Source organism: Pseudomonas sp. Van50, from assembly GCF_055390755.1.
This window is the reverse complement of sequence record NZ_AP024343.1, coordinates 1456478-1481982: the sequence shown is the minus strand read 5'-3', so window position 1 is coordinate 1481982 and position 25505 is coordinate 1456478. Positions and strand designations below refer to the sequence as shown.

Genomic DNA, 25505 nt, shown 5'->3' with positions numbered 1-25505 from the left:
CTTCGCGGGGATTGGTAACTTGGCTGGATACCCCCATCCTGTCGCGCATAGCTCAAGAGGTGATTGATGCGCGCCCACTCGTCTGACCCGCAAGACTCCGTTACTGCGACACAACCGATCAAAGCCGAGCGACTGCGCTGGCTGGATCGGATCAGCCAGTATCGCCAGCCCATTGGCCTCGCGGTCACGCTGCTGCTGTTTGCGATTGCATTGATTGCCTGCCGCCATCTGCTGAGCGAGCTCGATCTATACGCTCTGCACGACTCGATTCTTGAAGTGCCCCGGCCCGCCCTGCTTGGTGCGATCGCCGCCACGGTCGCCGGCTTCATCATTCTTTTGGGCTATGAATGGTCCGCCAGCCGTTACGCAGGTGTGACGCTGCCGCCACAAACCATGGTCCTGGGCGGGTTCACCGCGTTCGCCATCGGTAATGCCATTGGCCTGTCGCTGCTGTCGGGCGGTTCGGTTCGCTACCGTCTGTATGCGCGCCATGGCCTGGGGGCATCGGATGTCGCCCACATGACGCTGTTCGCCAGCCTGTCCCTGGGCTGCGCGTTGCCGCCGTTGGCGGCCCTGGCGACACTCAGCAACCTGCCCGCCGCGTCTGCCGCGTTGCACTTGCCTGCCGCTTTGCTGGGGGCCATTTCCGTGGCGGTGCTGCTGCTCACCAGCGTACTGGCCATCGGCATTTACCGCCGACGCCTGCCGGAACAGCCGCATCGGGACAGCCTTCTGGTAAAGGCCGGCCGTCGCACGCTGCGCCTGCCGGGCCGACGCCTGACCTTCCTGCAGCTGGTGATCACCGCGCTGGATGTCGCCGCGGCCGCCACCGTGTTGTATCTGTTGCTGCCCGAGGCGCCACCGTTCGGCGCCTTCCTGCTGGTGTACCTGCTGGCCCTGGCTGCCGGCGTACTCAGCCATGTACCGGGCGGGGTCGGGGTATTCGAGGCGATTCTGCTGGCCGCATTTGCCGACAAACTCGGCGCCGCACCGCTGGCCGCCGCGCTGTTGCTGTATCGCTTGATCTACGTGCTGCTGCCGATGCTGGTGGCCTGCGTGTTGCTGTTGATCAACGAGGCGCAACGGCTGTTCCAGACGCGCCAGAGCCTGCGGGCGGCATCGGGTTTCGCCGCGCCGATCCTGGCGGTGCTGGTGTTTCTCTCCGGCGTGGTGCTGCTGTTTTCCGGCGTGACACCGGAAATCGACACCCGCCTGGAGCACATCGGCTTCCTGATCCCCCATCGGCTGGTGGACGCTTCGCACTTCGGCGCCAGCCTGGTGGGCGTGTTGTGCCTGTTGCTCGCCCAAGGCCTGCGCCGTCGCCTGTCGGCCGCCTGGATGCTGACCACGGTTCTGCTCCTGGTGGGCGCCCTGCTCTCGCTGCTCAAGGGCTTCGACTGGGAAGAAGCCACGCTACTGACCCTGACAGCCGCCCTGCTGGCGGTATTCCGGCGCTCCTTTTATCGTCCGAGCCGCCTGACTGAACTGCCGTTTTCCCCGCTGTTCCTGATCGCCAGCCTCTGCGTGCTCGGCGCGTCGATCTGGCTGCTGCTGTTTGCCTATCAGGACGTGCCCTACAGCCACCAACTGTGGTGGCAGTTCACCCTTGATGCCGACGCCCCTCGCGGCCTGCGCTCGCTACTGGGTGCCGCGGTGCTGCTGGTGGTGGTGTCCCTGACCTGGCTGCTGCGCACCGCGCGCCCGGTGATCCATCTGCCGACAGCAGAGGAACTGGAGCGGGCCAAGACGATTCTCATGACCTCCTCGCAACCCGACGGCGGCCTGGCCCTGACCGGTGACAAGGCGCTGCTGTTCCACCCCAACGACGAGGCGTTCCTGATGTATGCCCGCCGTGGTCGCAGCCTGGTGGCGCTGTATGACCCGATCGGGCCGACCCAGCAACGGGCCGAAATGATCTGGCAGTTCCGCGACCTGTGCGACATCTACCATGCCCGTCCCGTGTTCTATCAGGTGCGCGCCGAAAACCTGCCGTACTACATGGACATCGGCCTGACGGCCATCAAGCTGGGCGAGGAAGCACGGGTCGACCTCAAGCGTTTCGATCTCGAAGCCAAGGGCAAAGAGATGAAGGACTTGCGCTACACCTGGAACCGCGGCACCCGTGACGGCCTGTCGCTGGAGATCCACGAACCGGGCCAGGCGCCGATGGATGAGCTCAAGGTCATTTCCGATGCCTGGCTGACTGGCAAGAACGTGCGGGAGAAAGGTTTCTCCCTGGGGCGTTTCAGCGATGATTACCTCAAGCATTTCCGCATCGCGGTGATTCGTTTCGAGGGCCGGCCGGTGGCGTTCGCCAACCTGTTGGAAACCCACAGCCACGAACTGGCCAGCCTCGACCTGATGCGCGCCCACCCCGAGGCGCCGAAACTGACCATGGAGTTCATGATGGTCGGCCTCATCCAGCATTATAAAAACCATGACTACGCCCGCTTCAGCCTCGGCATGGTCCCGCTGTCGGGCCTGCAACCGCGGCGCGGCGCACCACTGACCCAGCGCCTGGGCTCGATGGTGTTCCGCCGTGGCGAGCAGCTCTATAACTTCCAGGGGCTGCGCCGCTTCAAAGACAAATTCCAGCCAAACTGGGAACCTCGTTACATGGCCGTGCCCGCCGGACTCGATCCGCTGGTGGCGCTGGCCGATACTGCCGCCCTGATTGCGGGCGGCCTGACTGGACTGGTGAAACGCTGATGATGCAACGCTCCTGGCGATACGTAGTGGCCGCCCTGCTGGTGCTGGCGGTGATTCTCGGTGGCGGTTACTGGTACTGGAACCGCCCGGCCCCGCAACCGACCCTGGAACAACTGGCGCCCGCCGATGGCGCAGCGCTGACCCGGGTCACCCCCGGTACCAAGGCACGCGCCCGGGTGCTGGTGGCAGTCAATGAAGACCAGAAGCTCAACGACACGCAATTGACGACCCTCAGCCGCAGTGGCTCGGCGCAGATCGTCCAGGTGATCCTGCCCAAGGACTGCATGTTGCAAGGCCGTGCCCTGCAGGCCGGCCTGAGAGAGCTCCAGGGCCCGGCCACGCTGGTCAGCGGCATCGGCCCTGGCGCCGTGCTGGCCTGGCGTTGGCTGGCTGAACAGAAGGACGACAAGGCCAAGGCCGTTTCAGTGGACCTGGCCCTGGAAAAACCCGGCTGCACCCACCTGCTGCCTAAAAAGGCAGCCCACGGCCATTGGCTGGTGGCTTGGAACGATAACCCTGACGACACCAGCGCCGGTTTCGTACGCGACCAATCGAATGCCGAGACCAGCATCAGCGACTACGACATCAACCTCCCGCAAGTGCTGAACAACGAACTGCGCAAGATCCTGGTGGGCACTGACAAGGCCAAGGGCGGCCTGAGCATCCCGGTCGTGGAAGTCCCGGCCAGCCAGACGCGGGACACCGTCACCCTGTTTCTCTCCGGAGATGGCGGCTGGCGCGACCTGGACCGCGACGTGGCCGATGAAATGGCCAAGATCGGCTACCCGGTGGTCGGCATCGACACCCTGCGCTACTACTGGCAACACAAGAGCCCGGAGCAGAGCGCGGCGGACCTGACCGAGCTGATGCAGCACTACCGGCAGATCTGGGGCACCAAGCGCGTCATCCTGACCGGCTACTCCTTCGGCGCCGACGTGTTGCCGGCCATCTACAATCGCCTGCCGGCCACCGAGCAACAACGAGTCGATGCGATCATCCTGCTGGCCTTCGCCCGCACTGGCAGCTTCGAGATCGAAGTCGAAGGCTGGCTCGGCAACGCCGGCACCGAAGCCGCCACTGGCCCGGAAATGGCCAAGCTGCCAGCCGAGAAAGTGGTGTGCATCTACGGCGGTGAAGAAGCCGACGAAAGCGGCTGCACCGACAAGACCGCCGTTGGCGAAGCCATCAAGCTGCCTGGCGGCCATCACTTCGACGAAAACTACCCGGCCCTGGCCAAGCGCCTGATCGATGAGATCAACGAGCGGCAGAACAAGGTTGCCGAACAGTAAGTCGATACACGCCTGACAAAAAGCCCCGGCAGCCTCAAGGTTGCCGGGGCTTTTTTGTGCTCGACTGCCCCCCACTGTGGGAGCTAATACTGTTCATTCAAGAAAAATGATGGACCTGTGGCGAGGGAGCTTGCTCCCGCTCGGCTGCGAAGCAGTCGTAAACCGACCGGTGCGGTGTGTCTGATTCTCCGCATTTGGCAGGTTTTGGGGCCGCTTCGCAGCCCAGCGGGAGCAAGCTCCCTCGCCACGGGCTTGTCGATTGCCTTAAGTGAACAGCATTACCCTGTGGGAGCGAGCTTGCTCGCGATGGCGGTGGCATGTTCAACATCTTTACAAACTGACACTCCGCTATCGCGAGCAAGCTCGCTCCCACAGGGGCTTCATCCTGGCATCAGCCTGTGTGTCGCCCACAAAAAAGCCCCCGCCGCCGCAAGGCAACGAGGGCTTTTGTTTTCCTGATGCTACATCTCGACCTGCGTCCCCAGTTCAATCACCCGGTTCAACGGCAGATTGAAGAAACGAAGGTTGCCGTTGGCATTTTTCAACATGAAGGCGAACAGTATCTCGCGCCAGCGGGCCATGCCCTCAAGCTTGGAGGCGATGACGGTCTCGCGACTGAGGAAGTAAGTGGTGCGCATCGGACTGAAGTCCAGGTCATCGAGATGACAGAGCTTGAGCGCCTGCGGAACGTCCGGCTCATCGGTGAAACCGAAGTGCAGGATCACCCGGAAGAACCCTTCGCCATAGGCATCGACCTCGAAGCGCCGCTGCGGTGGCACCCGTGGAATGTCTTCGTACACCACGGTCAGCAGCACCACCTGCTCATGCAGCACCTGGTTGTGCAATAAATTGTGCAACAGCGCGTGAGGCACAGCGTCCGAACGCGCGGTCAGGAACACGGCGGTGCCCTGGACCCGGTGCGGCGGCTGCACACGGATGCTGCTGATGAAGATCGGCAGCGGCAGCGCCCCTTCATCCAGGCGCTCCACCAGCAATTGCTTGCCGCGTTTCCAGGTGGTCATCAGCACGAACAAGGCAATACCGGCGATGACCGGGAATGCACCGCCCTGGATGATTTTCGGCACGTTGGCGGCGAAGTACAGGCCGTCCACCAAAAGAAAACCGATTAGCAACGGAACAGCCAACAGCGGCGGCCACTTCCACAACAGCAGTATCACGGCGGACACCAGGATCGTGGTCATCAGCATCGTACCGGTCACGGCCACGCCGTAGGCCGAAGCCAGCGCGCCGGAAGATTCGAAACCCAGCACCAGCAGCACTACACCCACCATCAACGACCAGTTCACCGCACCGATGTAGATCTGGCCCTGCTCGGCGCTGGAGGTGTGCTGGATGTACATGCGCGGGATGTAACCGAGCTGGATCGCCTGGCGCGTCAGGGAGAACGCGCCGGAAATCACCGCTTGCGAGGCGATCACCGTGGCCAGGGTCGACAGGCCCACCAGCGGGAGCAGCGCCCAGCTCGGCGCCAGCAGATAAAACGGGTTGCGCGCCGCTTCCGGGTCGCCCAGCAACAACGCGCCCTGGCCGAAGTAATTAAGCACCAGCGCCGGCAATACCAGGATGAACCAGGCACGGGCAATCGGTTTGCGGCCGAAGTGCCCCATGTCGGCGTACAGCGCTTCGGCGCCGGTCAACGCCAACACCACGGCACCGAGGATCGCCACGCCCATGCCCGGATGAACGATAAAAAAACGCACGGCCCAGGCCGGGTTCACCGCCTGCAACACTTCTGGATGTTGAGCGATGCCGTACACACCCAGGGCGCCAAGCACCAGGAACCAGGTGACCATGATCGGGCCAAACAGGGTGCCGATCCGTGCAGTGCCGTGGCGCTGGATCAGGAACAGCCCCACCAGCACCACCAGCGACAAGGGCACCACCCAGTGATCGATGCCTTCGAACGCCAGGCCAAGGCCTTCAATGGCCGAGAGCACGGAGATCGCGGGCGTGATCATGCTGTCGCCGTAGAACAGCGCCGCGCCGATCAAGCCGCAGATCACCAGGAAGGTCCGCAGTCGCGCCCTTCCCGCCGCGGCTCGCCGCGCCAGGGCGGTGAGCGCCATGATCCCGCCCTCGCCCTGGTTGTCGGCGCGCAGCACGAACATCATGTACTTGATCGACACGACCCAGATCAGCGACCAGAAAATCAGCGACAGGATCCCCAGCACCCCATCGTGATTGACAGGCACGCCATAGGCACCGGAAAACACTTCCTTGAGGGTGTACAACGGGCTCGTACCGATGTCGCCATAAACCACTCCGACCGCCGCGACCAGCATGCTCAGCGGCTTAGCTGCCGAATGCTCGGCACCTGCCACCTGACTACTTGCATGACCCATCCATCACTCCCGTTTCCCAGACCTGGCTTCTTGAACGAAGCGCTATGTTTTGTTGCGGCAGCATGCGCTGTTTTACGTATTGTTACAGACGTTTTATTGACTGTAGCAATCGCCAGAACGCAAAGGCGCGAAGCATAGCGCAGCACTCGTCGCATTTCCCGGTATAAAGCTGGTCAAGTGCGTCGACCCTGGATAGAATTGCGCACTTTTTGATCAGAGGCGCGCCAGGCGCCCTGTCTCGGCAAGAGACGATCCCCCCTACACCGAGGTTAGACATGTCCACCACTACCGCGCCAGCCAATCCGAAGGTTGGCTTCGTATCCCTGGGTTGCCCGAAGGCTCTGGTCGACTCCGAGCGCATCCTGACCCAGCTGCGCATGGAAGGCTATGACGTCGTGTCCACGTACCAGGACGCCGACGTGGTCGTGGTCAACACCTGCGGCTTCATCGATTCGGCCAAGGCCGAGTCCCTGGAAGTGATCGGCGAAGCCATCAAGGAAAACGGCAAGGTCATCGTCACCGGCTGCATGGGTGTGGAAGAAGGCAACATCCGCAACGTGCACCCAAGCGTGCTGTCCGTGACCGGGCCTCAGCAGTACGAGCAGGTGGTCAACGCCGTGCATGACGTGGTGCCACCGCGCCAGGACCACAACCCGCTGATCGACCTGGTGCCGCCCCAAGGCATCAAGCTGACCCCGCGCCACTACGCCTACCTGAAGATTTCCGAAGGCTGCAACCACAGCTGCAGTTTCTGCATCATCCCATCGATGCGCGGCAAGCTGGTGAGCCGTCCGGTGGGCGATGTGCTCGACGAGGCCCAGCGCCTGGTCAAGGCCGGCGTCAAGGAACTGCTGGTGATCTCCCAGGACACCAGCGCCTATGGCGTCGACGTGAAATACCGCACCGGCTTCTGGAATGGCGCGCCGGTGAAAACCCGCATGACCGAACTGTGCGAAGCCCTCAGCACCCTTGGCGTCTGGGTCCGCCTGCATTACGTTTACCCGTACCCGCATGTCGACGAACTGATCCCGCTGATGGCGGCCGGCAAGATCCTGCCGTACCTGGACATCCCGTTCCAGCACGCCAGCCCGAAAGTCCTCAAGGCCATGAAGCGCCCGGCTTTCGAAGACAAGACCCTGGCCCGCATCAAGAACTGGCGCGAAATCTGCCCGGACCTGATCATCCGCTCGACCTTCATCGTCGGCTTCCCCGGCGAAACTGAAGAAGACTTCCAGTACCTCTTGGACTGGCTGACCGAAGCCCAGCTCGACCGCGTTGGCTGCTTCCAGTATTCCCCTGTGGAAGGCGCACCGGCCAACGACCTGGACCTGGACGTGGTGCCGGACGACGTCAAGCAGGACCGCTGGGAACGCTTCATGGCGCACCAGCAGGCCATCAGCTCGGCGCGCCTGCAAATGCGCATCGGCCGTGAAATCGAAGTGCTGGTGGATGAAGTCGACGAGCAAGGCGCCGTGGGCCGCTGCTTCTTCGACGCGCCGGAAATCGACGGCAACGTCTTCATCGACAACGGCAACAACCTCAAGCCAGGGGACAAGGTCTGGTGCAAGGTGACCGATGCCGATGAGTATGACTTGTGGGCTGAACAGATCGGTTGATCTGCCGCGCTTTACAGGCTGCTGCAATACCTGTGGGAGCCGAGCTCGCTCGCGATAGCGGTGCATCAATCAGCATGAATGTTGGCTGACACGACGCTATCGCGAGCAAGCTCGGCTCCCACAAGTTCTTTCATCGCCGAAAAATTGAAAAGCCTCGCCATCCTCACAGGATGCGGGGCTTTTTTACGGCTATCGTATGGAGAAACCCAGCACATCCAGCACAAGGAACAGGCGGACATGCGCCAGCATTCGGTCATCCATACACCGAAACCGAGCGATTACCAGGAACTGACCCAGGTTTGGGAAGCCTCGGTGCGGGCCACCCATGAGTTTCTGCCAGACAGCTACATCGAACTGCTGAAAAACCTGGTGCTCACCCGCTACCTGGATGCGGTGATGCTCATTTGCACCCGGGACGCGCGCCAGCGGATCACCGGTTTCGCCGGTGTCGCGGCTGGCAAGGTCGAGATGCTCTTCATCGACCCGCAACACCGTGGCCAGGGCCTGGGCAAGCTGTTGCTGCGCTATGCCATGGAACAGCTGAACGCCGATCAACTGGACGTCAACGAACAGAACCCGCAAGCCTTGGGCTTTTACCTCAAGCAAGGCTTCGAAGTGGTCGGGCGCTCGGCAAAAGATGGCATGAACCAGCCCTACCCACTGCTGCACATGCGCTACAAGCAGCCCGACCTGAAGGCCGGACGCGGCTAAAAGCTGCATGAGGCAAATGGACCCGCGATTAACCGCCCCAGGCAGGTACAATGCCCACCCTCTTTTTGTTACGGCCCCCGTCATGACTGACCCGATTCGTCTCTCCAAACGCCTCATCGAACTCGTCGGCTGTTCCCGTCGCGAGGCTGAGCTGTTCATCGAGGGCGGCTGGGTCACCGTGGATGGCGAAGTGATCGACGAGCCGCAGTTCAAGGTAACGACCCAGAAGGTCGAACTCGACGCCGAGGCCAAGGCCACCGCGCCAGAGCCGGTGACACTCCTGCTGAACGTCCCGGCCGGCATGGACGCAGACACCGCGATGGCCTCCCTTGGCCCGCAGACCCTGAGCGAAGAACATCGCTTCGGCAAGCGGCCGCTCAAGGGCCATTTCCTGCGCCTGACCGCCAGTGCCGACCTGCAAGCCAACGCGAGCGGGCTGCTGGTGTTCACCCAGGATTGGAAGATCTTGCGCAAGCTCACTGCCGACGCCGCCAAGATCGAGCAGGAATACGTGGTGGAAGTCGAAGGCGACATGGTCGCCCATGGCCTCAATCGCCTGAACCATGGCTTGACCTACAAGGGCAAGGAGCTGCCGGCAGTCAAGGCCAGCTGGCAGAACGAGAACCGCCTGCGCTTTGCCATGAAAAACCCGCAGCCCGGCGTGATCGCTCTGTTCTGCCAGGCGGTCGGGCTCAAGGTCGTCGCCATTCGCCGCATCCGCATCGGCGGCGTGTCCATCGGCAAGGTGCCGCTGGGCCAGTGGCGCTACCTGTCTGCCAAAGAGAAATTCTAATTTTTTCCGGCGCCGCACCGAACGCAGGCGCCCACTGCCGATTGATCAGGACTGCACACATGATTCACAACGACGTACTGCGCAGCGTGCGCTACATGCTCGACATCAGCGACAAGAAAGTCATCGAGATCATCAAGCTGGGCGGCCTGGACGTCTCCCTGGCGGACCTGGCGGGCTACCTCAAGAAAGACGAGGAAGAAGGCTTTGTGTTCTGCCCTGACGAGGTCATGGCGCATTTTCTCGATGGGCTGGTGATCTTCAAGCGTGGCAAGGACGAAAGCCGTCCGCCGCAGCCGATCGAAGTGCCGGTGACCAACAACATCATCCTCAAGAAACTGCGGGTGGCCTTCGAGCTGAAGGAAGACGACATGCACGCCATCCTCAAGGCCGCCGAGTTCCCGGTGTCCAAGCCGGAACTGAGCGCGCTGTTCCGCAAGTTCGGCCACACCAACTACCGCCCGTGCGGCGACCAATTACTGCGCAACTTCCTCAAGGGCCTGACGCTGCGCGTTCGCGGCTGACTTTGAAGGACAGCTGAATCCTGCGGGCTTTTGTGGCGAGGGAGCTTGCTCCCGCTGGACGCGCAGCGTCCCCTCGCGGTGTGTCAGACAACACCGGGGGCTGCTTCGCAGCCCAGCGGGAGCAAGCTCCCTCGCCACAGAGGACCGTGTCGATTTCAGCTCTCGCGTTATCATGCCCTCTCCATCTCGCCTCGATCCCAATCCATGACCTACAGCGTCTCTCCCATCGGCTTCGTCCGCTCCTGCTTCAAGGAGAAGTTCGCCATCCCCCGCCAACCGCAACTGGCTCCGGCCGCACGCGGTGTGCTGGAGCTGGTGGCGCCGTTCGACCAGGGCGAGGCGGTGCAAGGCCTGGAGCAGGTCAGCCATGTCTGGCTGCTGTTCCTGTTCCACCAGGCGCTGGAGGACAAGCCACGCTTGAAAGTGCGACCGCCACGCCTGGGCGGCAACAAGTCCATGGGCGTGTTCGCCACCCGCGCCACCCATCGCCCCAACGGCATTGGCCAGTCGGTGGTGAAGCTGGAACGGGTCGAAACCGGGCGCCTGTGGCTCTCGGGTATCGATTTGCTGGACGGCACGCCGGTGCTCGACATCAAGCCCTACGTGCCCTACGCCGATATCATCCCCTCGGCCTCCAACCGCATCGCCAGCGCCGCGCCTGAGTTGATTGCGGTGCAATGGGCGGACACCGCCCTGGTTCAAGCACACGAGCACGCCACGCGCCTGGAAGAGCCGTTGGTGGAGCTGATCGAACAATGCCTGGCCCAAGACCCGCGCCCGGCGTACCAGATGCCCACAGCCGAACGGGAATACGGTGCGCAGTTCTGGGATGTGGACGTTCGCTGGCATTACCCGCAACCGGGGGTGATCCGGGTATTGGAAGTCTTTCCTGCCGGTAGATAAAACCCGGGAACGAAAAAGCCCGCGCGGCCTTTATCAGGCGGCGCGGGCTTTTTTATGCTCAGTCAGTTGGACCGAGTCGCTGCCATCGCGAGCAAGCTCGCTCCCACACTGGGTCTGTTGTGAACAGAGAATCTGTGTTCAATGAACATCCCTTGTGGGAGCGAGCTTGCTCGCGATGGCGATCTATCAGTCGCCACAACAGCTTACTTCTCTACAAACGCCCGCTCGATCAGGTAGTCACCCGGCTCGCGCATACGCGGCGAAACGGTCAGGCCGAAGCTGTTAAGCACTTCACTGGTCTCGTCGAGCATGCTCGGGCTGCCGCACAGCATCGCGCGGTCGTCCTGCGGATTGATCGGTGGCAGGCCGATGTCGCGGAACAGCTTGCCACTGCGCATCAGGTCGGTCAGGCGGCCTTCGTTCTCGAACGGCTCGCGCGTCACGGTCGGGTAGTAGATCAGCTTGTCACGCAGGGCTTCGCCAAAGAACTCGTTCTGCGGCAAGTGCTCGGTGATGAATTCGCGGTAAGCGACTTCATTGACGTAACGCACGCCGTGGCACAGGATCACTTTTTCGAAACGCTCATAGGTTTCCGGATCCTGGATGACGCTCATGAACGGCGCCAGGCCGGTACCAGTGCTGAGCAGGTACAAATGCTTGCCAGGCTTGAGATCGTCCAGCACCAGGGTGCCGGTGGGTTTCTTGCTGATGATGATCTCGTCGCCTTCCTTCAGGTGCTGCAACTGGGAAGTCAGCGGACCATCGGGCACCTTGATGCTGAAGAATTCGAGATGCTCTTCCCAGTTCGGGCTGGCAATCGAGTAAGCGCGCATAAGCGGGCGGCCGTTGGGCTGTTGCAGGCCGATCATCACGAACTGACCGTTCTCGAAGCGCAGGCCCGGATCGCGGGTGCACTTGAAGCTGAACAGAGTGTCGTTCCAGTGATGAACACTGAGGACACGCTCGTGGTTCATGTTGCTCATGTACGGGGACTCCTGGGAATGATGCCTGCGCCGATAATCTGCGCAATTGCATCGCATTCTAATGGCGGCGACAATATCTGTTAAATGGATTATTAAGATAAGGGTTATCGGTTATATCGATATGCGATTTACTCTACGTCAACTTCAAGTCTTCGTCGCCGTCGCCCAGCAAGAAAGCGTGTCTCGCGCTGCGGGCCAACTCAACCTGTCGCAGTCGGCGGCCAGCACCTCCATCACCGAACTGGAGCGGCAATCGAGCTGCCAGCTGTTCGACCGTGCCGGCAAACGCCTGAGCCTCAATGCCCTGGGCAAACAGCTGCTGCCCCAGGCAGTGGCGCTGCTGGACCAGGCCAAGGAGATCGAAGACCTGCTCAATGGCAAGTCCGGTTTCGGCTCACTGGCGGTCGGTGCGACGCTGACCATCGGCAATTACCTGGCGACCTTGTTGATCGGCGGGTTCATGCAGCGCCATCCGGAAAGCCAGGTGAAGCTGCATGTGCAGAACACTGCCAATATCGTGCACCAGGTTGCCCACTATGAAATTGATCTGGGTCTAATCGAAGGCGACTGCAGCCATCCGGACATCGAAGTGCAAAGCTGGGTCGAGGACGAACTGGTGGTGTTCTGCGCCCCTCAACACCCGCTGGCCAAACGCGGCCAGGCGACCATGGAAGAATTGACCCATGAAGCCTGGATTCTGCGGGAACAGGGTTCGGGCACGCGACTGACTTTCGACCAGGCCATGCGCCACCACCGCAGCGCATTGAATATCCGCCTGGAGCTGGAACACACCGAAGCGATCAAGCGCGCCGTTGAATCCGGCCTCGGTATTGGCTGCATCTCACGCCTGGCCCTGCGCGACGCCTTCCGCCGCGGCAGCCTCGTCGCGGTGGAAACACCGGACATGGACCTGGCGCGGCAGTTCTATTTCATCTGGCACAAACAGAAGTACCAGACCTCGGCCATGCGCGAATTTCTCGAATTGTGCCGGGCGTTCACCGCCGGGGCCCAGCGCAGCGACGAAATCGTGCTACCGGCCATTGCCTGAACCGTTACAGCAGAATCAGGCCCCACACCAACGCGATCATCGTCAGGGCGACGAACTGGGCAGCGCTGCCCATGTCCTTGGCGTTTTTCGACAATGGGTGCAGCTCCAGGGAGATGCGGTCGATGGCCGCCTCCACCGCCGAGTTGAGCAATTCCACGATCAATGCCAGCAGGCACACGGCAATCAGCAGCGCCTGTTCGACACGGCTGACGTTCAGGAAGAACGACAACGGAATCAATACGACGTTGAGCAACACCAACTGACGGAAAGCCGCTTCGCCGACAAAAGCCGCGCGCAGCCCGTCCAAGGAATAGCCGGAGGCGTTGAGGATGCGTTTCAGGCCGGTCTGGCCTTTAAAAGGTGACATAGAGTGAGCAACTGATCGAAAAGGAGTGGAGAAACTAATTCAAACCCGGTCAAAAAAGCGTGAACCCGAACACTAAGCCGGCGGCGAAATTGACTCAAGTTGTTGCAGCAGCAGGGCCGCCTGGGTCCGGGTGCGTACGTTCAGTTTACGGAAGATCGCCGTGACGTGGGCCTTGATAGTGGCCTCCGACACGTTCAATTCATAGGCAATCTGCTTGTTCAGCAGGCCTTCGCAGACCATGGTCAACACCCGAAACTGCTGCGGCGTGAGGCTGGCCAGGCCCGCGCTGGCGGCCTTGGCCTCTTCGGACACGCTCACGGCTTCAAACGCCTGGGGTGGCCAGCTGACATCGCCGTCCAGGACCGCCTTCACGGCCTTTTGAATCATTTCAAGGGAGCTGGACTTGGGGATGAAACCACTGGCGCCGAACTCCCGGGCCTTGACCATCACTGACGCTTCTTCCTGGGCCGAGACCATGACCACGGGGATCTGCGGGTATTGGCCGCGCAACAGCACCAGCCCTGAAAAACCATAGGCACCGGGCATGTTCAGATCCAGCAGCACCAGGTCCCAATCGGACTTCGCCGTCAACTGGACCTCCAGTTCGGCGATACTGGCCACCTCCGTCAATCGGACATCCGGGCCAAGGCCCAGGGTCACCGCCTGATGCAACGCGCTGCGAAAGAGCGGGTGGTCATCGGCAATCAGGATTTCGTATGTGGCCATTTTTCAAATGATCCTGTTTTTAATGGCAGGCCCGATGCATTCGCGCCTCGCCAAGACAACTCAAGACACCGCCCTGCGGCGGCATCCACAGGGGCACGTGCAACGCCAAACATGACGTTTCAAATACGGTCGGCGCCCTGGTCGGCGCCAAGCATGCCCAGCGAAGCCGGGGTGGTCAAGCAGCACGGCCGCCCCTGAGTCCAGTATGGGCCACTATTGAGCCAATACCGTGTGCGGCGTACGAATGAAGGGTTGCAACTCGGCATGGGCCGGGGTCGACACGTTGACCTCCTGCTGGCCCTTGGCGCCCAGGTAATGCTGGCTGAACACATCGAAATAGGCCTCCAGGGCCGACGCGGCGTCGCTGTCCCCCGCCAGCTCCAGACACAACGCCGCCACTTCCGCAGTGCACAGGTGCTCGCTACGGGTCGAACGACGCAAACGGTAGCGCGACAGTTTGTCGGGCAGCAGGCTCAGGATCGGCAGCCGGTCGAAATACGGGCTCTTACGGAAAATCTTCCGCGCCTCTGTCCAGGTCGCGTCCAGCAGAATGAACAACGGGCGCTTGGACTGATCGAGGTCCACCGTGTGGGTGACCCGCGATGGCTCGACGTATTCACCCGGAAACACCAGGTACGGCTGCCATTGCGGATCGTTCAGCAACGCCAGCAGTTGCTCATCGACCTCGGTGCGCGACCAGATGAACGCATGGTTGTCACGCACCACATCGGCGATCAGCCAACCGGTGTTGCTCGGCTTGAACACTTCCTTGTTGGTCATGATCAGGCAGACCCCGGAACGGGTTTCGACGCTCGGACGCCAGGCGCACAGGCAATGGCTCTCGATCACCCGACAGGCGCTGCAACGGGGGGCGCGCCAGCCTCGGGCCTGGATCGGCCTGATCCCTTCATCGATGCGCTGGTCGCGCAGGCGGGCTACGGCGTTAGGGGCGTGATTCATCGTGGGCGACGCCGACAGACAGGAAAACTCGACACGAACAACACTCGGCAGGGCAATAAAGGCCGGCAGTCTACCAGAGCGCACGAGCCTGTACCGTCCACCCAGGCTCCCCTATAATCCCCGGCCACTGAACGCACAGTCATGTGATCGGTCGAACCACCAGTCACTGAACCAGGAGAGTTTCATGCTGCGCCTTATCGTCCCTACCGTTGCCGTTCTGCTGGCGACGTCCTTCAGCGCTCAGGCTGCCTCGCTGAAAGAACTCGAACTGAACAAGATGCTGCAGAACGTTGCCAAGGAAAGTAGCGTCGGTACGCCACGGGCGATCAACGAAGACATCCTAGACCAGGGGTATACCGTCGAAGGCACCGAGCTGATCAACCACCTCAGCGTGCAAAGCAGCCATGCCCAGAAAATGCGCGCAGACCCCAAGGCCGTGTATTTCCAGCTGGGCTCCACGGTGTGCACCAATCCGGGCTTCCGCAAGTTGATGGCCAAGGGCGCGACAATGCGCTACGAATTCACCGAGGTTAAGACCAACCGCCCGGTCGCGACCGAGCGCTTCCAGGAATCGGATTGCCCGAAACCCGCCAAGACGAAGAAGTAATCAACCCGAGCTTGCGCGCCTCTGTTCATCGTCGGCGCGCAATTCCGCTACCAGCGCCTGCAGGTAGCGCGAGCGCCATGCCCGCCCTCCCAGTCGACGACAGCATTCCTCCTCAAGACTCACCCGATTGGCCTGCGCCGATTCCAACAGCATCAAGTACAACTGCCTGTCGAGCTCCAGAGTCACCCTGGTCATCTCTCCCGCCTCCATGCCCGTCCGCTTCAATCCATCACGTAGCACCAGCCCTGAGCGCCAAATTGCATTGGTACGCTTGTTATCAGTAAATCAGAGCGGCACACACCCGGCCGGCAATCTGACGAGCGGTGCTATATTGCGGTGCACTTATCCAGCGGTTGCCAACGGTCACTTTTGAGCGCCATGATCAGGACAGCAAAGATCGGCTAGATTCAGAAGTATTCTGAGTATTTGCATCGGGCAGAAAGAGGCTGCCCGGCCAACACCTTGGCGTGCTTGTTTTCATCAAAAGGGAAAAACAGAACCCGCTGGATGGCTTGGTCGCCGTGCTGCAGACCGCGTCAAGCCAGGTCAACCTCCAGGCCGCTGCCTGGGCTGACGACGACACACGAGGTGTCGTGGCCCTGATGAATCTCTCATCCGGGCCAGGGTTTTGTTAAGAAGGAGAAGTTGAATGCCTTATAAACCGAATGACCTGCTCAGTCGTCATTTTGAGAACCACGGCCACGACCTCACCCGCAAGGTCGAAGAACAACTCAACCTGGTGTCTCCCAACAGCCCCAACCTCCCCATTTACCGAGACATGATCCTGACTGTGCTGCGCATGGCCCAGGAAGATCACAACCGCTGGAATGCCAAGATCACGTTGCAGACCCTGAGGGAATTGGAACACGCCTTCCGTACGCTCGAACAATTCAAGGGCCGGCGCAAGGTCACGGTTTTCGGCTCGGCCCGAACGCCTATCGAACATCCGCTGTACGGCCTGGCCCGAGAGTTGGGCGCTTCGCTGGCCCGCTCGGACATGATGGTCATCACCGGTGCCGGCGGTGGCATCATGGCCGCTGCCCATGAAGGCGCGGGGCGTGACCATAGCCTCGGATTCAATATCACCCTGCCTTTCGAACAGCACGCAAACCCGACCGTCGAAGGCACGTCGAACCTGCTGCCGTTCCACTTCTTCTTCACCCGCAAGCTGTTTTTCGTCAAGGAGGCCGATGCACTGGTGCTCTGCCCTGGCGGTTTCGGCACACTTGATGAGGCGCTGGAAGTCCTGACGCTGGTCCAGACCGGTAAAAGCCCACTGGTACCGGTGGTCCTGCTGGATGTTCCCGGGGGCAAGTTCTGGCAAAGCGCCCTGGACTTTATCCGCGAGCAGTTGGAAGAAAATCGCTACATCCTGCCCACCGACATGAAGCTCATGCGCCTGGTGTACAACGCCGAAGAGGCCGTGGAGGAGATCAATCAGTTCTACCGCAACTTCCACTCCAGTCGCTGGCTCAAGCATCAGTTCGTGATCCGCATGAATCACAAGCTAAGCGAACAGGCACTGCAGCAGATGCAGGTAGATTTCGCCGACCTGTGCCTGAACGACTGTTTTCATCAACATGACTACGACGGTGAAGAGCACGACGAGGCCCGGTTCAGTCACCTGACACGCCTGACGTTCACCTTCAACGCCCGCAATCATGGTCGTTTGAGGGAGTTGGTGGACTACATCAACCTGCCGGAAAACTGGGCCCAACCCACCCCACAGACCCATCCCCTTACCTGGGAGCCGATCAAGGTAACCTGAGCCCATAAAAAAACGGCCCGCTATCGAAATAGCGGGCCGTTTTTATTTAATCATCCATGCCGCGACCGCTGAACAAGCGGTTGATCATTTCCATGGAGTAGCCTCGGTACGCCAGGAAACGCCCTTGCTTGGCTCGCTCTCGTGCATCGATGGGCAAATGTCCGGAGAACTTGCGACGCCAGGTGTCCGTCAGTTGCTCCTGCCAATCGATACCGCTTTCGCGCAAGGCGAGTTCGATATCCGGGCGTTGCAAACCGCGCTGGCCCAGCTCCTCACGAATGCGCAAAGGACCGTAGCCGGAGCGGGCGCGATAAGCGACGAAGCTTTCCAGGTAACGGGATTCAGACAGCAGGCCCTCTTCAGTCAAACGGTCGAGGGCCGTGTCGATCAATTCATCGGGCGCGCCGCGCTGACGCAGTTTACGCGTCAGCTCGACCCGACCGTGCTCGCGCCTGGCGAGCAGGTCCATCGCGGTTCGCCGCACCGCGACGAGGGTATCGAGTACGGCGGTCATGGGATCGATCAGATGTCAGCGTCAGCCAGATCGTCAGCAGTCTCGCGATTAGCCACGGACTTGACGTCTGCAACCGGGCTCAACAGCTTGTCACGCAATTGCTTCTCGAGAGCAGCGGCGACTTCCGGGTTATCCGCCAGGAACTTGGCCGAGTTGGCCTTGCCCTGACCGATCTTGGTGCCGTTGTAGGCATACCAGGCGCCCGACTTCTCGACGAAACCGTGCAACACACCCAGGTCGATCATCTCGCCATTGAGGTAGATGCCCTTGCCGTAAAGAATCTGGAACTCGGCCTGACGGAACGGCGAAGCCACCTTGTTCTTCACGACCTTGACGCGGGTTTCGCTGCCGACAACCTCATCACCTTCTTTCACCGCGCCAGTACGGCGGATGTCGAGGCGAACCGAGGCGTAGAACTTCAGTGCGTTACCACCGGTGGTGGTTTCCGGGCTGCCGAACATCACGCCGATCTTCATACGGATCTGGTTGATGAAGATCACCAGACAGTTGGCGTTCTTGATGTTACCGGTGATCTTGCGCAGGGCCTGGGACATCAGGCGAGCCTGGAGGCCCACGTGCATGTCGCCCATTTCACCTTCGATTTCAGCCTTTGGCACCAGTGCCGCCACGGAGTCGACGATGATCACGTCGACCGCGTTGGAACGCACCAGCATGTCGGTGATTTCCAGGGCCTGCTCGCCGGTGTCCGGCTGGGAAACCAGCAGGTCGTCGACATTGACGCCCAGTTTGCCGGCGTATTCCGGGTCCAGGGCGTGTTCGGCGTCGACGAAGGCGCAGGTCGCGCCGGCTTTTTGGGCCTGGGCGATCACGGACAGGGTCAGTGTGGTTTTACCGGAAGACTCAGGACCGTAGATTTCAACGATTCGGCCCTTTGGCAGACCGCCGATGCCAAGCGCAATGTCCAGGCCCAGGGAGCCGGTGGAGATGGAAGGAATAGCCTGACGGTCCTGATCGCCCATACGCATTACGGCACCCTTGCCGAATTGACGTTCGATCTGACCCAAGGCCGCAGCCAAGGCTTTCTTCTTGTTGTCGTCCATTAAAGTCCTCACGTAATCAATAAGGCCTGACGGCCAACACCTGTATAAGTAGCCAGTATTATTCCACAGCGATTGAGGATCGCCTACCCCTGATTTGAGATTTCTACAGCGGCATGTTGCAGCAGCCCCTCTAGCGCGGCCTTCACCGTTTGTCGGCGGACCTCGTCGCGGTTGCCTGCAAAGAAGCGCTGCTCGCTGATCAGCGTCTGGCCAACGGCCCAGGCGAGCCATACGGTGCCCACCGGTTTGCTCGGCGAACCCCCATCCGGCCCGGCCACCCCGCTGACCGCCACGGCAAAACGCGCCAGGCTTTTGCGCTGGGCGCCTTGTGCCATGGCCTCGACCACCTCGCGGCTGACCGCCCCGACCTTCTCGAACAACTGGGCCGGCACCTCCAGTTGCTGGCTTTTCTGGCGATTGGAATAGGTGACATAACCGGCCTCGAACCAGGCGGAACTCCCCGGAATCCGGGTAATCGCCTCGGCAATCCCGCCGCCCGTACAGGACTCGGCCGTGGTGACGTGGGCATTGAGCAACTGCAGGCGTCTGCCCAATTCAGCGGCCAGTTCGGTAATGTCGTCCATGGTGCTCTCCTGATTCCCCACGATTGAGGCCTACCGTACACGAGCAGTCGACGCTTGCAAGGCTCGCCGGATTACCGACCCAGCGCTCTGATATAGGCCTGACAGGCCTGCAAGGCAATCAGTCCGCGATCACCGGCGTCGGTGATGGCGATAATTCGTTGAGCATGCGCCGGGTCAAGTCGGGCGCGTGGGGCGCCATGATCCAGGCCGCCGGCGCCGGTGGCGGCAGGCACTGCACAACCGGCGGCAACATCGTTGGCGTCGAGGAGGACTGACAGCCGGACATCGGCAGTAGCAAGGCGATCGCGCAGGCGATCCTGGTCACGTTGGGCATCGCTCAAGGCTCGGTAATGGGTTTGTTCGCTGGTGGAGAGTTGTTGCTCAAGGGCGAGGCGTTTGTCCCGCTCGGCCTTTTGCTGCATCGCGGCCGCCTGGCTTATCTGACTCAACGTCGCAGTCTGGGCTTGTGCCAATTGCGCCAATTGTTGGCCATAACGCCAATCCTGGAGTCGCCACGCGAGCATTGCCGGACCACCCGCCAACACTGTCAGTAAAACGACAATGCCAAGGGTACGAGCAGAAAAAGGCATCAGGCCGAAGACTGGCATAACACCACCCTCGCCCGCGCCCAGAGTTGCAGGCGCGCCTCCAAGCCATTCAAACCACCGTTGATACGGCGGGTGATGGTGTTGAATTGATCGCGGTCGGCCAGTTCGTTCAAGCCGTTCTGCTCCCAGAACCACGCCGCGGATTCAGCGGCCCATTGCGGTTGCTCCAGCAACTGCGGCAACGTCAGCAGACGCGCGTCGCCAAACAGGCCCTGACTGCAACGAAGGTAATTGTCGCGGCCGGTAATCTGGATCAGTCCTCGGCCACGATATTTCTGGCCGTCACCGTCGGCCTGGGGTGAGTTGCCCAGGCGAACGGCCAGGGTTCCGGTATCGTACTTGCTCAGATATTGCTCACTGCCCAGCTCGCGGACATAACGCAATTGCCCCGACTCATGACCGACCTGGGCCAGGAACGCGGCCATGCGTTTGGGTGTGTCGATACGATAGCGGGACATCGCGGTGTTTAGCGCGGAAATAAAAACGCCCGCTTGGGCGCGGGCGTCGGGCATGATGTTGATGAGTTGCTGCTGCGTAAGATCCATGTTCAGGTCATCGCAAGTGCATGATCAAAGATGTCCGGCCAGCCAGGACGGCGCAACCGGACGATGTTCAGTGGCTGGAAAGTGCTCATCCTGTGGCCAATCCCTCATAGCCCGGCGATAAGCCTGAAGCTGCGTGTACTGTGTTTGGTCCAGCGTCGTACCGCCACCGTCATCCATTTCGTCGCGATCTCTCGCTATGAGGCGGTCGGTTGCTGTGAGCAATGCATCACGCCAATTCTTTTCACTGGTCGCTCGTACCGTGAGCTCATTAACGGACATATCCGAGAGCACCGGACGACCTTTGGCGTCCGACTCGATACATTTGTTCAGAAAGGGTGCGGCAAATAACGCTCTATATTCTTCATCGGTGATCTTGATCGCGTCTTCAGGAAGATTGTTAGCGTGATCGATAGAGTTGTAAAACCCGCCCGTGGATTGAGCGTAATAAATCAACATATTCATCTCCCCCTCAATAACCTATCGCTCGCCATAATCCAGTCCAATTTGAATAGGCGCCATTGTAGTCCCGCCCATAAAGCCTGAATTGGCTCAGCGAGCCTGTGGAGACTCCAAAAGACGCACAAGTGGGGCCTCCATCGGTCACTACAATGTTTCTGACGGCATTAGGGAAGGACATTGGAAACGTTACGATAACGCCGTTGGCATCCGCTCCGCTGGAAGAAATGCCCCACTGCTCGATAACATATCCCGTCGGACTCGTTGCATCAGGCGTGCGCTTCCAGCCATTGGGTTGCAATGACGAAATGGACATGGCCGAATACTTCAAGGCAACAGTACCGCCAATAAGACGCCATTGGTTAGTGAGTTTAATGAACTCCGCCGTTTCGCCCAGACCAATAGTGATTGCCCCCTGCGCACCATTCGACGCGCATAGCACATCAATAGCGGATGCCGTTGAAACGGTGACCATGCCGGTTCCCGCATTGACAATCGTCACTGTGGCGCCCTGTATAATTTCGGCGGTAGCCGGCAGTCTGGCGGTAACCGGTGTGTTACTGGCGAAACTGGCAACTCCGCCAACATCCGATACTGTCAATGTCGCACCGGTGTTGTAGACATCGAACCCACCATATTGCACCCCTCGGCGGAGTACGTATTCAGTCGTTGCGACGGCCCGGCTGTTATCGAATAGCGGCGCGGTGAGAAACAACCCGCTCCCCCGCAAGGCTGTAAGCAATTGGTTGGAGAGGGCTTCCGACGGCGCTATCCCGGCGGCTTGAATGACATTGAGTAATTCCTGCGTCACACCGTTGCCCCAACTGGCGGGGATCAAGGACCCCGGCTTACCCGCCAAGGGATCTTCGTCCACAAACCTGCCGTTCGACAGACCCGCACTAGGCACACTTTTTGGGTAATCCAAATTTTCGCTCCTGATTAGCCAGCGACCAAAATGAAGGCGATAAAAAACCTCACCTGTTGTTCATTCGGCGGTGGCACGGGAAATTGAGAATTTTCTGGCGATTGCTTAAGCAGCAGGCTCAGGCATGACAGGCCAGTCGATATCGGTTGGAAAACCGACCTGATGCTGGATGCGATTCAATTCAACGCTGTAGAGTTTCCACTCCATCAACATCAGCTGTTCCTGGTCAGTGGCGTCGCCAATGTCTTCGGCGTACTGAAAGAGGGCAACTTTCTGAACAGCCTCCAGCAACAGTTTTTCGCGTTTTGCCAAGGCTTCTCGCTTGAGGTCAGCCAGTTGTAGCGGCTCGTCAAATACCCGAATGTTATCCCCCCAGACATCGAGATTATCCGGGCGAGACTCGACGGTGTGCATACCCGGCAAATTGCTTAATTCGGTAGGCCAGGGATATTGATTTTGAATCGCCTCATAGCGAGCAACGCCTAAATCAAGTACAACTTCCCAACCTTCTATATCCATCGCCCGCATTCGCTGGACCTCAGAGAAATAACGGTCGCTACCGGCTAGTGGATCGGCATAGGCTCGAAGTCGTAGTGCTTCGACTCCCTCGCGGGTTAACGGAGGAAGTGAGGGGGCATCGATCCAGACTGGACGCCCATTTTCAAACCCCAGTTGCTTGCCTTCGGGTGGTGGTTTCCTAGCATAGGTGTTTAGCTCTTTCTCAGTCAAAAGAATGGCATCCGTAGGCCAGTCTTCAATCAGATAAGTCCCATCAGACTTCCAAGCAGCAGGAATGAAACCGTTGACTGAACTCGAATAGTACATAGCGACTCCTTAATTCCCGATGGCAAAAAAGCCATAAAGTCCAAATGTTCCCGACGAAACAAACCGACCCGAAGAATTGGACAGCGCGGTAGGATCAGTGGAAATAGTGAATACCGGTATCCCATTAGTTTGGTCAAACGCAATTGCCTGGCGTACCGCATTAGGAAACGCAATTGGCCAGTTCACCGTATGAGTAGCCGCTGTTGACGTGGCCTCTCCCCACTGAACTATAAGCCCCCCTGGCACGTCTGGGATGCGAACATAATCATTAACAGCAAAAGCTCTTCTCGGAAACCATGCGGTCAGGAGAGCCATCACCCCTGAAGGGTTGGACATAACCGTTGTAAGTAAACCTGCCAATTGCTCGGCTGAGGTACCGAATCTGGCAAGACCGACACTGGTGGTAGTGGCCTTTGTTCCCCCCCCGTACAACTCAACAATACCCACTTATCCAAAGTCGCTGACCAAACGACACTGCACATGCCATTCGCAACAATCTCACCAGCCTGAAGAGCAGACAAGGCGAGGCCAACAATAGGTTTGGCAGATAAATCGTTAGGTGAAAATGTACTGGCGCCTGTGTTGGCGGTTTTCGCCTTGAAGCGCAAAACCATTCCATCAACCAGTGTGGACAAAGCAGGCAGGTAGGCGACGGTGTAGATATTCGCGGCGCCGTTATCCTGTGCGTGATTCTCACTACCAGCCTGATTGAGACGTCGGATGGCTTGAATGAGCTGCGTGGAATCCGCCTCATTCGGGTTGAGTCCTGCTTCGTCGATAACATTCAATACTTCGTCTGTAACCGAATTCCCCCATCGTGCAGGGATCAACGAACCTGGCGTCCCCATCAAAGGATTTTCGTCGACAAACTTCCCATTCACCAGCCCTGCGCTGGGAACGCTCTTTGGATAATCCATATTTGTTTCTCTATATCGAAAGGAAGAAAGAAATCACGCGAAGAGGTGGAGTTCACGAATGGCCACAAGCACCTCATCAGCGACTTGGCGCGCAAGATCCGCCTTGCCTTTGGCCATGTGCGCGCGAATCTGCGCCTTGGCCTTGAGGCGCAGTTCGCGAAGCGCCAGCAGGTTCGCTTCAAACTCAGCGGCCTTGGCGAGAATCTGATCCGCCGCCTGCCTGGCTGTGCGCCCTTTTACGACCCAGGCAGAAACCGACAACGGAACGGCTTTTTTCGGGTAGCCCTGATCCTTGAAGGCCTGCGCTTCGAGGGCGGCTTGTTGGTATTCCAGGGCCCGCAACGGATCTCCGGCCATCGTGCGACGGGCGTTGTCGGCAGCGGTATCGACCTTGGCGCACAGGCGTTCGGCATCCTGGCGTAAATGCTCGGCGGCATTCTCTTCGCTAAGTACCCAAGTACCGTCCTCCCAGGTATGGGCGGACGAAGGTGCAGGCGGGCGAAGTCCATCTTCGTACTGGTGCAGTTCTTGAATGACTTTCATCGGATCAGCTCCCAGGACAGGTGAACATTGATTGCATTGGTAAAGTTGACGGCGATACCCACGCTGTAATCCGTCAATGCCTGGTGCCCCTTGATTCCCATGCTCAATAGCAATTCGTCGCTATCGGCATTGGTTGCGCCGAGTGTGTGCTCGGCCTGGTACGACTGCCAAAGCGAACGCAGCTGTGTATGGTCAAAACTGGCCGTGACCGTGGAGACGCTCACGTCATTGACGACGTTACTGGAGAACAGCACGCACATGGACGGACTGGCGGGGTTTGTCCACCCCCGGGATTGTTGCCGGGTGTTGTCGCGACGGGAGACAGATAGCTGTAGTTGCCCCCAATCCACCCGGCCTGAACGAACGCCAGCGAAGTCACGGCACTCGGAGAGGGTGTCGGATTCCCCGCCACAAGCCGCGCCGCACGCGCATGCGGATCCAGCGGCAGATACACCACTCCAGTGCCATTCACCGTTTGCGTCCAGGTCAATTGAGCACGGTTGTAAATCGTGCGAATCGTTGGCAAGGAACCTGGCGCCCCGGTCATGACCCAGGCCAGGCACATGTCCAGGGAGGTGGACGCAAAGCCGCCGCCGGACGCTCCGTTGACCGTACCCTTCAAGGACTCCGGCGAAAGGTCATACAGGCTTCCACGCTGCATATAGAAGGTCAGCACACCGCCGATGACCTGTGCGCGTAGAAAATAACTGGCGCTGGGCAATAAATCGGCGCTGCTCCAAGCCGCCGTCACGTAGGTACGTGATCGCCCCAACCGTCCACTCACCACCTCTTGTCCAATGCTGATGTACACACCCGCCGGAATCGAGACACGGCCGCCGCTGGTTGACAGTGCCGTTGGCGTTATCGCCAGGCGGGCGTCCGCTGTTGCAATCGTCGGCAGCGGCAAGGCGGTGATCGGAAGCGCGAGGTCCTGGTTCCAGCCCTTGGCGGTGACCGACTGAATCGCCTCGAGCAGCTGATCGTTCTGGGTTTCATCTGGCGTCAGATCTCCCGCCTTGATGACATTCACGATTTCCTGTGTCACCCCGTTTCCCCAAGCCGCCGGAATCAACGACCCCGGCGTCCCGGTCAGCGGGTTTTCATCCACGAACTTCCCACTCACCAGCCCGGCGCTGGGCACACTTTTCGGATAATCCATCGTC

At 60.0% G+C, this 25505-nt stretch carries 27 protein-coding genes and 1 pseudogene; 10 read left to right on the top strand and 18 right to left on the bottom strand.

Going from position 1 to position 25505, the window contains the following annotated elements; all coding sequences use genetic code 11:
• Window positions 1-66 precede the first annotated feature (66 nt).
• Together mprF and ACZ5M5_RS06475 are read left to right on the top strand one after the other, a co-directional pair.
• Entirely contained in the window at window positions 67-2709 is a 2643-nt protein-coding gene (gene mprF, locus ACZ5M5_RS06480) for a bifunctional lysylphosphatidylglycerol flippase/synthetase MprF (protein WP_060738937.1), read from the top strand.
• Window positions 2709-3998, top strand: a complete 1290-nt coding sequence (locus tag ACZ5M5_RS06475; RefSeq protein ID WP_464738789.1) for a virulence factor family protein — start codon at window positions 2709-2711, stop codon at window positions 3996-3998. The genes mprF and ACZ5M5_RS06475 overlap by 1 nt, the downstream gene beginning before the upstream one ends.
• Before the next feature lie 461 nt (window positions 3999-4459).
• Here the strand turns inward: ACZ5M5_RS06475 and ACZ5M5_RS06470 are convergent, their stop codons facing one another.
• A complete protein-coding gene (locus tag ACZ5M5_RS06470; RefSeq protein WP_371919237.1) occupies window positions 4460-6301 on the bottom strand; it encodes a potassium transporter Kup in 1842 nt (613 codons plus the stop codon).
• 335 nt (window positions 6302-6636) lie between these two features.
• On the opposite strand from ACZ5M5_RS06470, the gene rimO reads away from it, so the two are divergent.
• The 5 genes from rimO to tsaA all read left to right on the top strand — a co-directional run bounded on the left by rimO (window position 6637) and on the right by tsaA (window position 10905).
• Window positions 6637-7977 carry a 30S ribosomal protein S12 methylthiotransferase RimO gene (gene rimO, locus ACZ5M5_RS06465; protein ID WP_464738788.1) on the top strand — a complete coding sequence of 447 codons (1341 nt, stop codon included), beginning with the start codon at window positions 6637-6639 and terminating at the stop codon, window positions 7975-7977.
• A gap of 237 nt (window positions 7978-8214) precedes the next feature.
• Window positions 8215-8688, top strand: coding sequence for a GNAT family N-acetyltransferase (locus ACZ5M5_RS06460; RefSeq protein ID WP_060738940.1), 474 nt, complete (start codon window positions 8215-8217; stop codon window positions 8686-8688).
• An 82-nt stretch (window positions 8689-8770) separates the two neighbouring features.
• A complete protein-coding gene (locus tag ACZ5M5_RS06455; protein ID WP_103311297.1) occupies window positions 8771-9481 on the top strand; it encodes an rRNA pseudouridine synthase in 711 nt (236 codons plus the stop codon).
• A 59-nt stretch (window positions 9482-9540) separates the two neighbouring features.
• Window positions 9541-10002 carry a YehS family protein gene (locus ACZ5M5_RS06450; RefSeq protein WP_053182473.1) on the top strand — a complete coding sequence of 154 codons (462 nt, stop codon included), beginning with the start codon at window positions 9541-9543 and terminating at the stop codon, window positions 10000-10002.
• Between the two features lie 204 nt (window positions 10003-10206).
• Window positions 10207-10905 (top strand): tRNA (N6-threonylcarbamoyladenosine(37)-N6)-methyltransferase TrmO, encoded by a 699-nt coding sequence (gene tsaA, locus ACZ5M5_RS06445; protein ID WP_464738787.1) that lies wholly within the window; start codon window positions 10207-10209, stop codon window positions 10903-10905.
• Between the two features lie 203 nt (window positions 10906-11108).
• Here tsaA and fpr read toward each other — a convergent pair whose 3' ends face one another.
• Entirely contained in the window at window positions 11109-11888 is a 780-nt protein-coding gene (gene fpr, locus ACZ5M5_RS06440) for a ferredoxin-NADP reductase (RefSeq protein WP_003184787.1), read from the bottom strand.
• 121 nt (window positions 11889-12009) lie between these two features.
• Between fpr and ACZ5M5_RS06435 the strand changes: the two genes are divergently transcribed.
• Entirely contained in the window at window positions 12010-12936 is a 927-nt protein-coding gene (locus ACZ5M5_RS06435) for a LysR family transcriptional regulator (RefSeq protein WP_024617637.1), read from the top strand.
• Between the two features lie 4 nt (window positions 12937-12940).
• Here the strand turns inward: ACZ5M5_RS06435 and ACZ5M5_RS06430 are convergent, their stop codons facing one another.
• The 3 genes from ACZ5M5_RS06430 to ACZ5M5_RS06420 all read right to left on the bottom strand — a co-directional run bounded on the left by ACZ5M5_RS06430 (window position 12941) and on the right by ACZ5M5_RS06420 (window position 14989).
• Window positions 12941-13303 (bottom strand): diacylglycerol kinase, encoded by a 363-nt coding sequence (locus tag ACZ5M5_RS06430; protein WP_053118952.1) that lies wholly within the window; start codon window positions 13301-13303, stop codon window positions 12941-12943.
• A 72-nt stretch (window positions 13304-13375) separates the two neighbouring features.
• Entirely contained in the window at window positions 13376-14029 is a 654-nt protein-coding gene (erdR, locus tag ACZ5M5_RS06425; RefSeq protein WP_060738944.1) for a response regulator transcription factor ErdR, read from the bottom strand.
• Window positions 14030-14242: 213 nt separating this feature from the next.
• Window positions 14243-14989, bottom strand: a complete 747-nt coding sequence (locus ACZ5M5_RS06420; protein WP_103311209.1) for a tRNA-uridine aminocarboxypropyltransferase — start codon at window positions 14987-14989, stop codon at window positions 14243-14245.
• A gap of 184 nt (window positions 14990-15173) precedes the next feature.
• On the opposite strand from ACZ5M5_RS06420, the gene ACZ5M5_RS06415 reads away from it, so the two are divergent.
• Window positions 15174-15596 (top strand): quorum-sensing-regulated virulence factor family protein, encoded by a 423-nt coding sequence (locus ACZ5M5_RS06415; RefSeq protein ID WP_003198359.1) that lies wholly within the window; start codon window positions 15174-15176, stop codon window positions 15594-15596.
• Here the strand turns inward: ACZ5M5_RS06415 and ACZ5M5_RS06410 are convergent, their stop codons facing one another.
• Window positions 15597-15791, bottom strand: coding sequence for a hypothetical protein (locus ACZ5M5_RS06410; protein WP_003198357.1), 195 nt, complete (start codon window positions 15789-15791; stop codon window positions 15597-15599).
• A 454-nt stretch (window positions 15792-16245) separates the two neighbouring features.
• Between ACZ5M5_RS06410 and ACZ5M5_RS06405 the strand changes: the two genes are divergently transcribed.
• The gene (locus tag ACZ5M5_RS06405; protein WP_464738786.1) at window positions 16246-17364 is read left to right on the top strand and encodes an LOG family protein; all 1119 of its coding nucleotides are present in this window, start codon (window positions 16246-16248) and stop codon (window positions 17362-17364) included.
• Between the two features lie 46 nt (window positions 17365-17410).
• On the opposite strand, the gene recX is transcribed toward ACZ5M5_RS06405, so the two are convergent.
• From recX to ACZ5M5_RS06345, 12 genes and pseudogenes are all read right to left on the bottom strand, one after another.
• Entirely contained in the window at window positions 17411-17878 is a 468-nt protein-coding gene (gene recX, locus ACZ5M5_RS06400) for a recombination regulator RecX (protein ID WP_053118941.1), read from the bottom strand.
• An 8-nt stretch (window positions 17879-17886) separates the two neighbouring features.
• On the bottom strand, window positions 17887-18939 hold the full coding sequence (gene recA / locus ACZ5M5_RS06395) for a recombinase RecA (RefSeq protein WP_003198351.1): 1053 nt from the start codon (window positions 18937-18939) through the stop codon (window positions 17887-17889).
• A gap of 83 nt (window positions 18940-19022) precedes the next feature.
• Window positions 19023-19523: a CinA family protein gene (locus ACZ5M5_RS06390; RefSeq protein WP_103308739.1), complete on the bottom strand. Its 501-nt coding sequence runs from the start codon at window positions 19521-19523 to the stop codon at window positions 19023-19025.
• A gap of 71 nt (window positions 19524-19594) precedes the next feature.
• On the bottom strand, window positions 19595-20131 hold the full coding sequence (locus tag ACZ5M5_RS06385) for a lysis system i-spanin subunit Rz (RefSeq protein ID WP_060738948.1): 537 nt from the start codon (window positions 20129-20131) through the stop codon (window positions 19595-19597).
• Entirely contained in the window at window positions 20113-20676 is a 564-nt protein-coding gene (locus ACZ5M5_RS06380) for a glycoside hydrolase family 19 protein (protein ID WP_464738785.1), read from the bottom strand. The genes ACZ5M5_RS06385 and ACZ5M5_RS06380 overlap by 19 nt, the downstream gene beginning before the upstream one ends.
• Window positions 20677-20700: 24 nt before the next feature.
• Window positions 20701-21138, bottom strand: coding sequence for a phage tail assembly chaperone (locus ACZ5M5_RS06375; RefSeq protein WP_177431706.1), 438 nt, complete (start codon window positions 21136-21138; stop codon window positions 20701-20703).
• Between the two features lie 7 nt (window positions 21139-21145).
• A complete protein-coding gene (locus ACZ5M5_RS06370) occupies window positions 21146-22057 on the bottom strand; it encodes a gp53-like domain-containing protein (RefSeq protein ID WP_060738950.1) in 912 nt (303 codons plus the stop codon).
• 105 nt (window positions 22058-22162) lie between these two features.
• Window positions 22163-22882 carry a tail fiber assembly protein gene (locus ACZ5M5_RS06365; RefSeq protein WP_060738951.1) on the bottom strand — a complete coding sequence of 240 codons (720 nt, stop codon included), beginning with the start codon at window positions 22880-22882 and terminating at the stop codon, window positions 22163-22165.
• A 9-nt stretch (window positions 22883-22891) separates the two neighbouring features.
• Window positions 22892-23197 carry a gp53-like domain-containing protein gene (locus ACZ5M5_RS06360; RefSeq protein WP_404942919.1) on the bottom strand — a complete coding sequence of 102 codons (306 nt, stop codon included), beginning with the start codon at window positions 23195-23197 and terminating at the stop codon, window positions 22892-22894.
• Window positions 23197-23799, bottom strand: a complete 603-nt coding sequence (locus tag ACZ5M5_RS06355) for a hypothetical protein (protein WP_464738784.1) — start codon at window positions 23797-23799, stop codon at window positions 23197-23199. The genes ACZ5M5_RS06360 and ACZ5M5_RS06355 overlap by 1 nt, the downstream gene beginning before the upstream one ends.
• A 33-nt stretch (window positions 23800-23832) precedes the next feature.
• A complete protein-coding gene (locus tag ACZ5M5_RS06350; protein WP_464738783.1) occupies window positions 23833-24342 on the bottom strand; it encodes a phage tail protein in 510 nt (169 codons plus the stop codon).
• Window positions 24339-25501, bottom strand: a pseudogene (locus ACZ5M5_RS06345) (phage tail protein). Before ACZ5M5_RS06345 ends, ACZ5M5_RS06350 begins: the two are co-directional and overlap by 4 nt.
• Window positions 25502-25505 lie beyond the last annotated feature (4 nt).

Excerpts from the sequence above, each read along its gene's own strand:
- ACZ5M5_RS06430 (WP_053118952.1), bottom strand. The coding sequence starts at position 13,303 with ATGTCACCTTTTAAAGGCCAGACCGGCCTGAAACGCATCCTCAACGCC.
- ACZ5M5_RS06375 (WP_177431706.1), bottom strand. The coding sequence starts at position 21,138 with ATGAATATGTTGATTTATTACGCTCAATCCACGGGCGGGTTTTACAAC.
- ACZ5M5_RS06350 (WP_464738783.1), bottom strand. The coding sequence starts at position 24,342 with ATGAAAGTCATTCAAGAACTGCACCAGTACGAAGATGGACTTCGCCCG.
- ACZ5M5_RS06450 (WP_053182473.1), top strand. The coding sequence starts at position 9,541 with ATGATTCACAACGACGTACTGCGCAGCGTGCGCTACATGCTCGACATC.
- erdR (WP_060738944.1), bottom strand. The coding sequence starts at position 14,029 with ATGGCCACATACGAAATCCTGATTGCCGATGACCACCCGCTCTTTCGC.
- fpr (WP_003184787.1), bottom strand. The coding sequence starts at position 11,888 with ATGAGCAACATGAACCACGAGCGTGTCCTCAGTGTTCATCACTGGAAC.
- rimO (WP_464738788.1), top strand. The coding sequence starts at position 6,637 with ATGTCCACCACTACCGCGCCAGCCAATCCGAAGGTTGGCTTCGTATCC.
- ACZ5M5_RS06475 (WP_464738789.1), top strand. The coding sequence starts at position 2,709 with ATGATGCAACGCTCCTGGCGATACGTAGTGGCCGCCCTGCTGGTGCTG.
- ACZ5M5_RS06405 (WP_464738786.1), top strand. The coding sequence starts at position 16,246 with ATGCCTTATAAACCGAATGACCTGCTCAGTCGTCATTTTGAGAACCAC.
- ACZ5M5_RS06460 (WP_060738940.1), top strand. The coding sequence starts at position 8,215 with ATGCGCCAGCATTCGGTCATCCATACACCGAAACCGAGCGATTACCAG.
- recX (WP_053118941.1), bottom strand. The coding sequence starts at position 17,878 with ATGACCGCCGTACTCGATACCCTCGTCGCGGTGCGGCGAACCGCGATG.
- ACZ5M5_RS06420 (WP_103311209.1), bottom strand. The coding sequence starts at position 14,989 with ATGAATCACGCCCCTAACGCCGTAGCCCGCCTGCGCGACCAGCGCATC.
- ACZ5M5_RS06455 (WP_103311297.1), top strand. The coding sequence starts at position 8,771 with ATGACTGACCCGATTCGTCTCTCCAAACGCCTCATCGAACTCGTCGGC.
- ACZ5M5_RS06410 (WP_003198357.1), bottom strand. The coding sequence starts at position 15,791 with ATGACCAGGGTGACTCTGGAGCTCGACAGGCAGTTGTACTTGATGCTG.
- ACZ5M5_RS06355 (WP_464738784.1), bottom strand. The coding sequence starts at position 23,799 with ATGGATTATCCAAAGAGCGTTCCCAGCGCAGGGCTGGTGAATGGGAAG.
- ACZ5M5_RS06380 (WP_464738785.1), bottom strand. The coding sequence starts at position 20,676 with ATGGATCTTACGCAGCAGCAACTCATCAACATCATGCCCGACGCCCGC.
- tsaA (WP_464738787.1), top strand. The coding sequence starts at position 10,207 with ATGACCTACAGCGTCTCTCCCATCGGCTTCGTCCGCTCCTGCTTCAAG.
- ACZ5M5_RS06365 (WP_060738951.1), bottom strand. The coding sequence starts at position 22,882 with ATGTACTATTCGAGTTCAGTCAACGGTTTCATTCCTGCTGCTTGGAAG.
- mprF (WP_060738937.1), top strand. The coding sequence starts at position 67 with ATGCGCGCCCACTCGTCTGACCCGCAAGACTCCGTTACTGCGACACAA.
- ACZ5M5_RS06390 (WP_103308739.1), bottom strand. The coding sequence starts at position 19,523 with ATGGACGACATTACCGAACTGGCCGCTGAATTGGGCAGACGCCTGCAG.
- recA (WP_003198351.1), bottom strand. The coding sequence starts at position 18,939 with ATGGACGACAACAAGAAGAAAGCCTTGGCTGCGGCCTTGGGTCAGATC.
- ACZ5M5_RS06415 (WP_003198359.1), top strand. The coding sequence starts at position 15,174 with ATGCTGCGCCTTATCGTCCCTACCGTTGCCGTTCTGCTGGCGACGTCC.
- ACZ5M5_RS06470 (WP_371919237.1), bottom strand. The coding sequence starts at position 6,301 with ATGCTGGTCGCGGCGGTCGGAGTGGTTTATGGCGACATCGGTACGAGC.
- ACZ5M5_RS06360 (WP_404942919.1), bottom strand. The coding sequence starts at position 23,197 with ATGGCTCTCCTGACCGCATGGTTTCCGAGAAGAGCTTTTGCTGTTAAT.
- ACZ5M5_RS06385 (WP_060738948.1), bottom strand. The coding sequence starts at position 20,131 with ATGCCAGTCTTCGGCCTGATGCCTTTTTCTGCTCGTACCCTTGGCATT.
- ACZ5M5_RS06435 (WP_024617637.1), top strand. The coding sequence starts at position 12,010 with ATGCGATTTACTCTACGTCAACTTCAAGTCTTCGTCGCCGTCGCCCAG.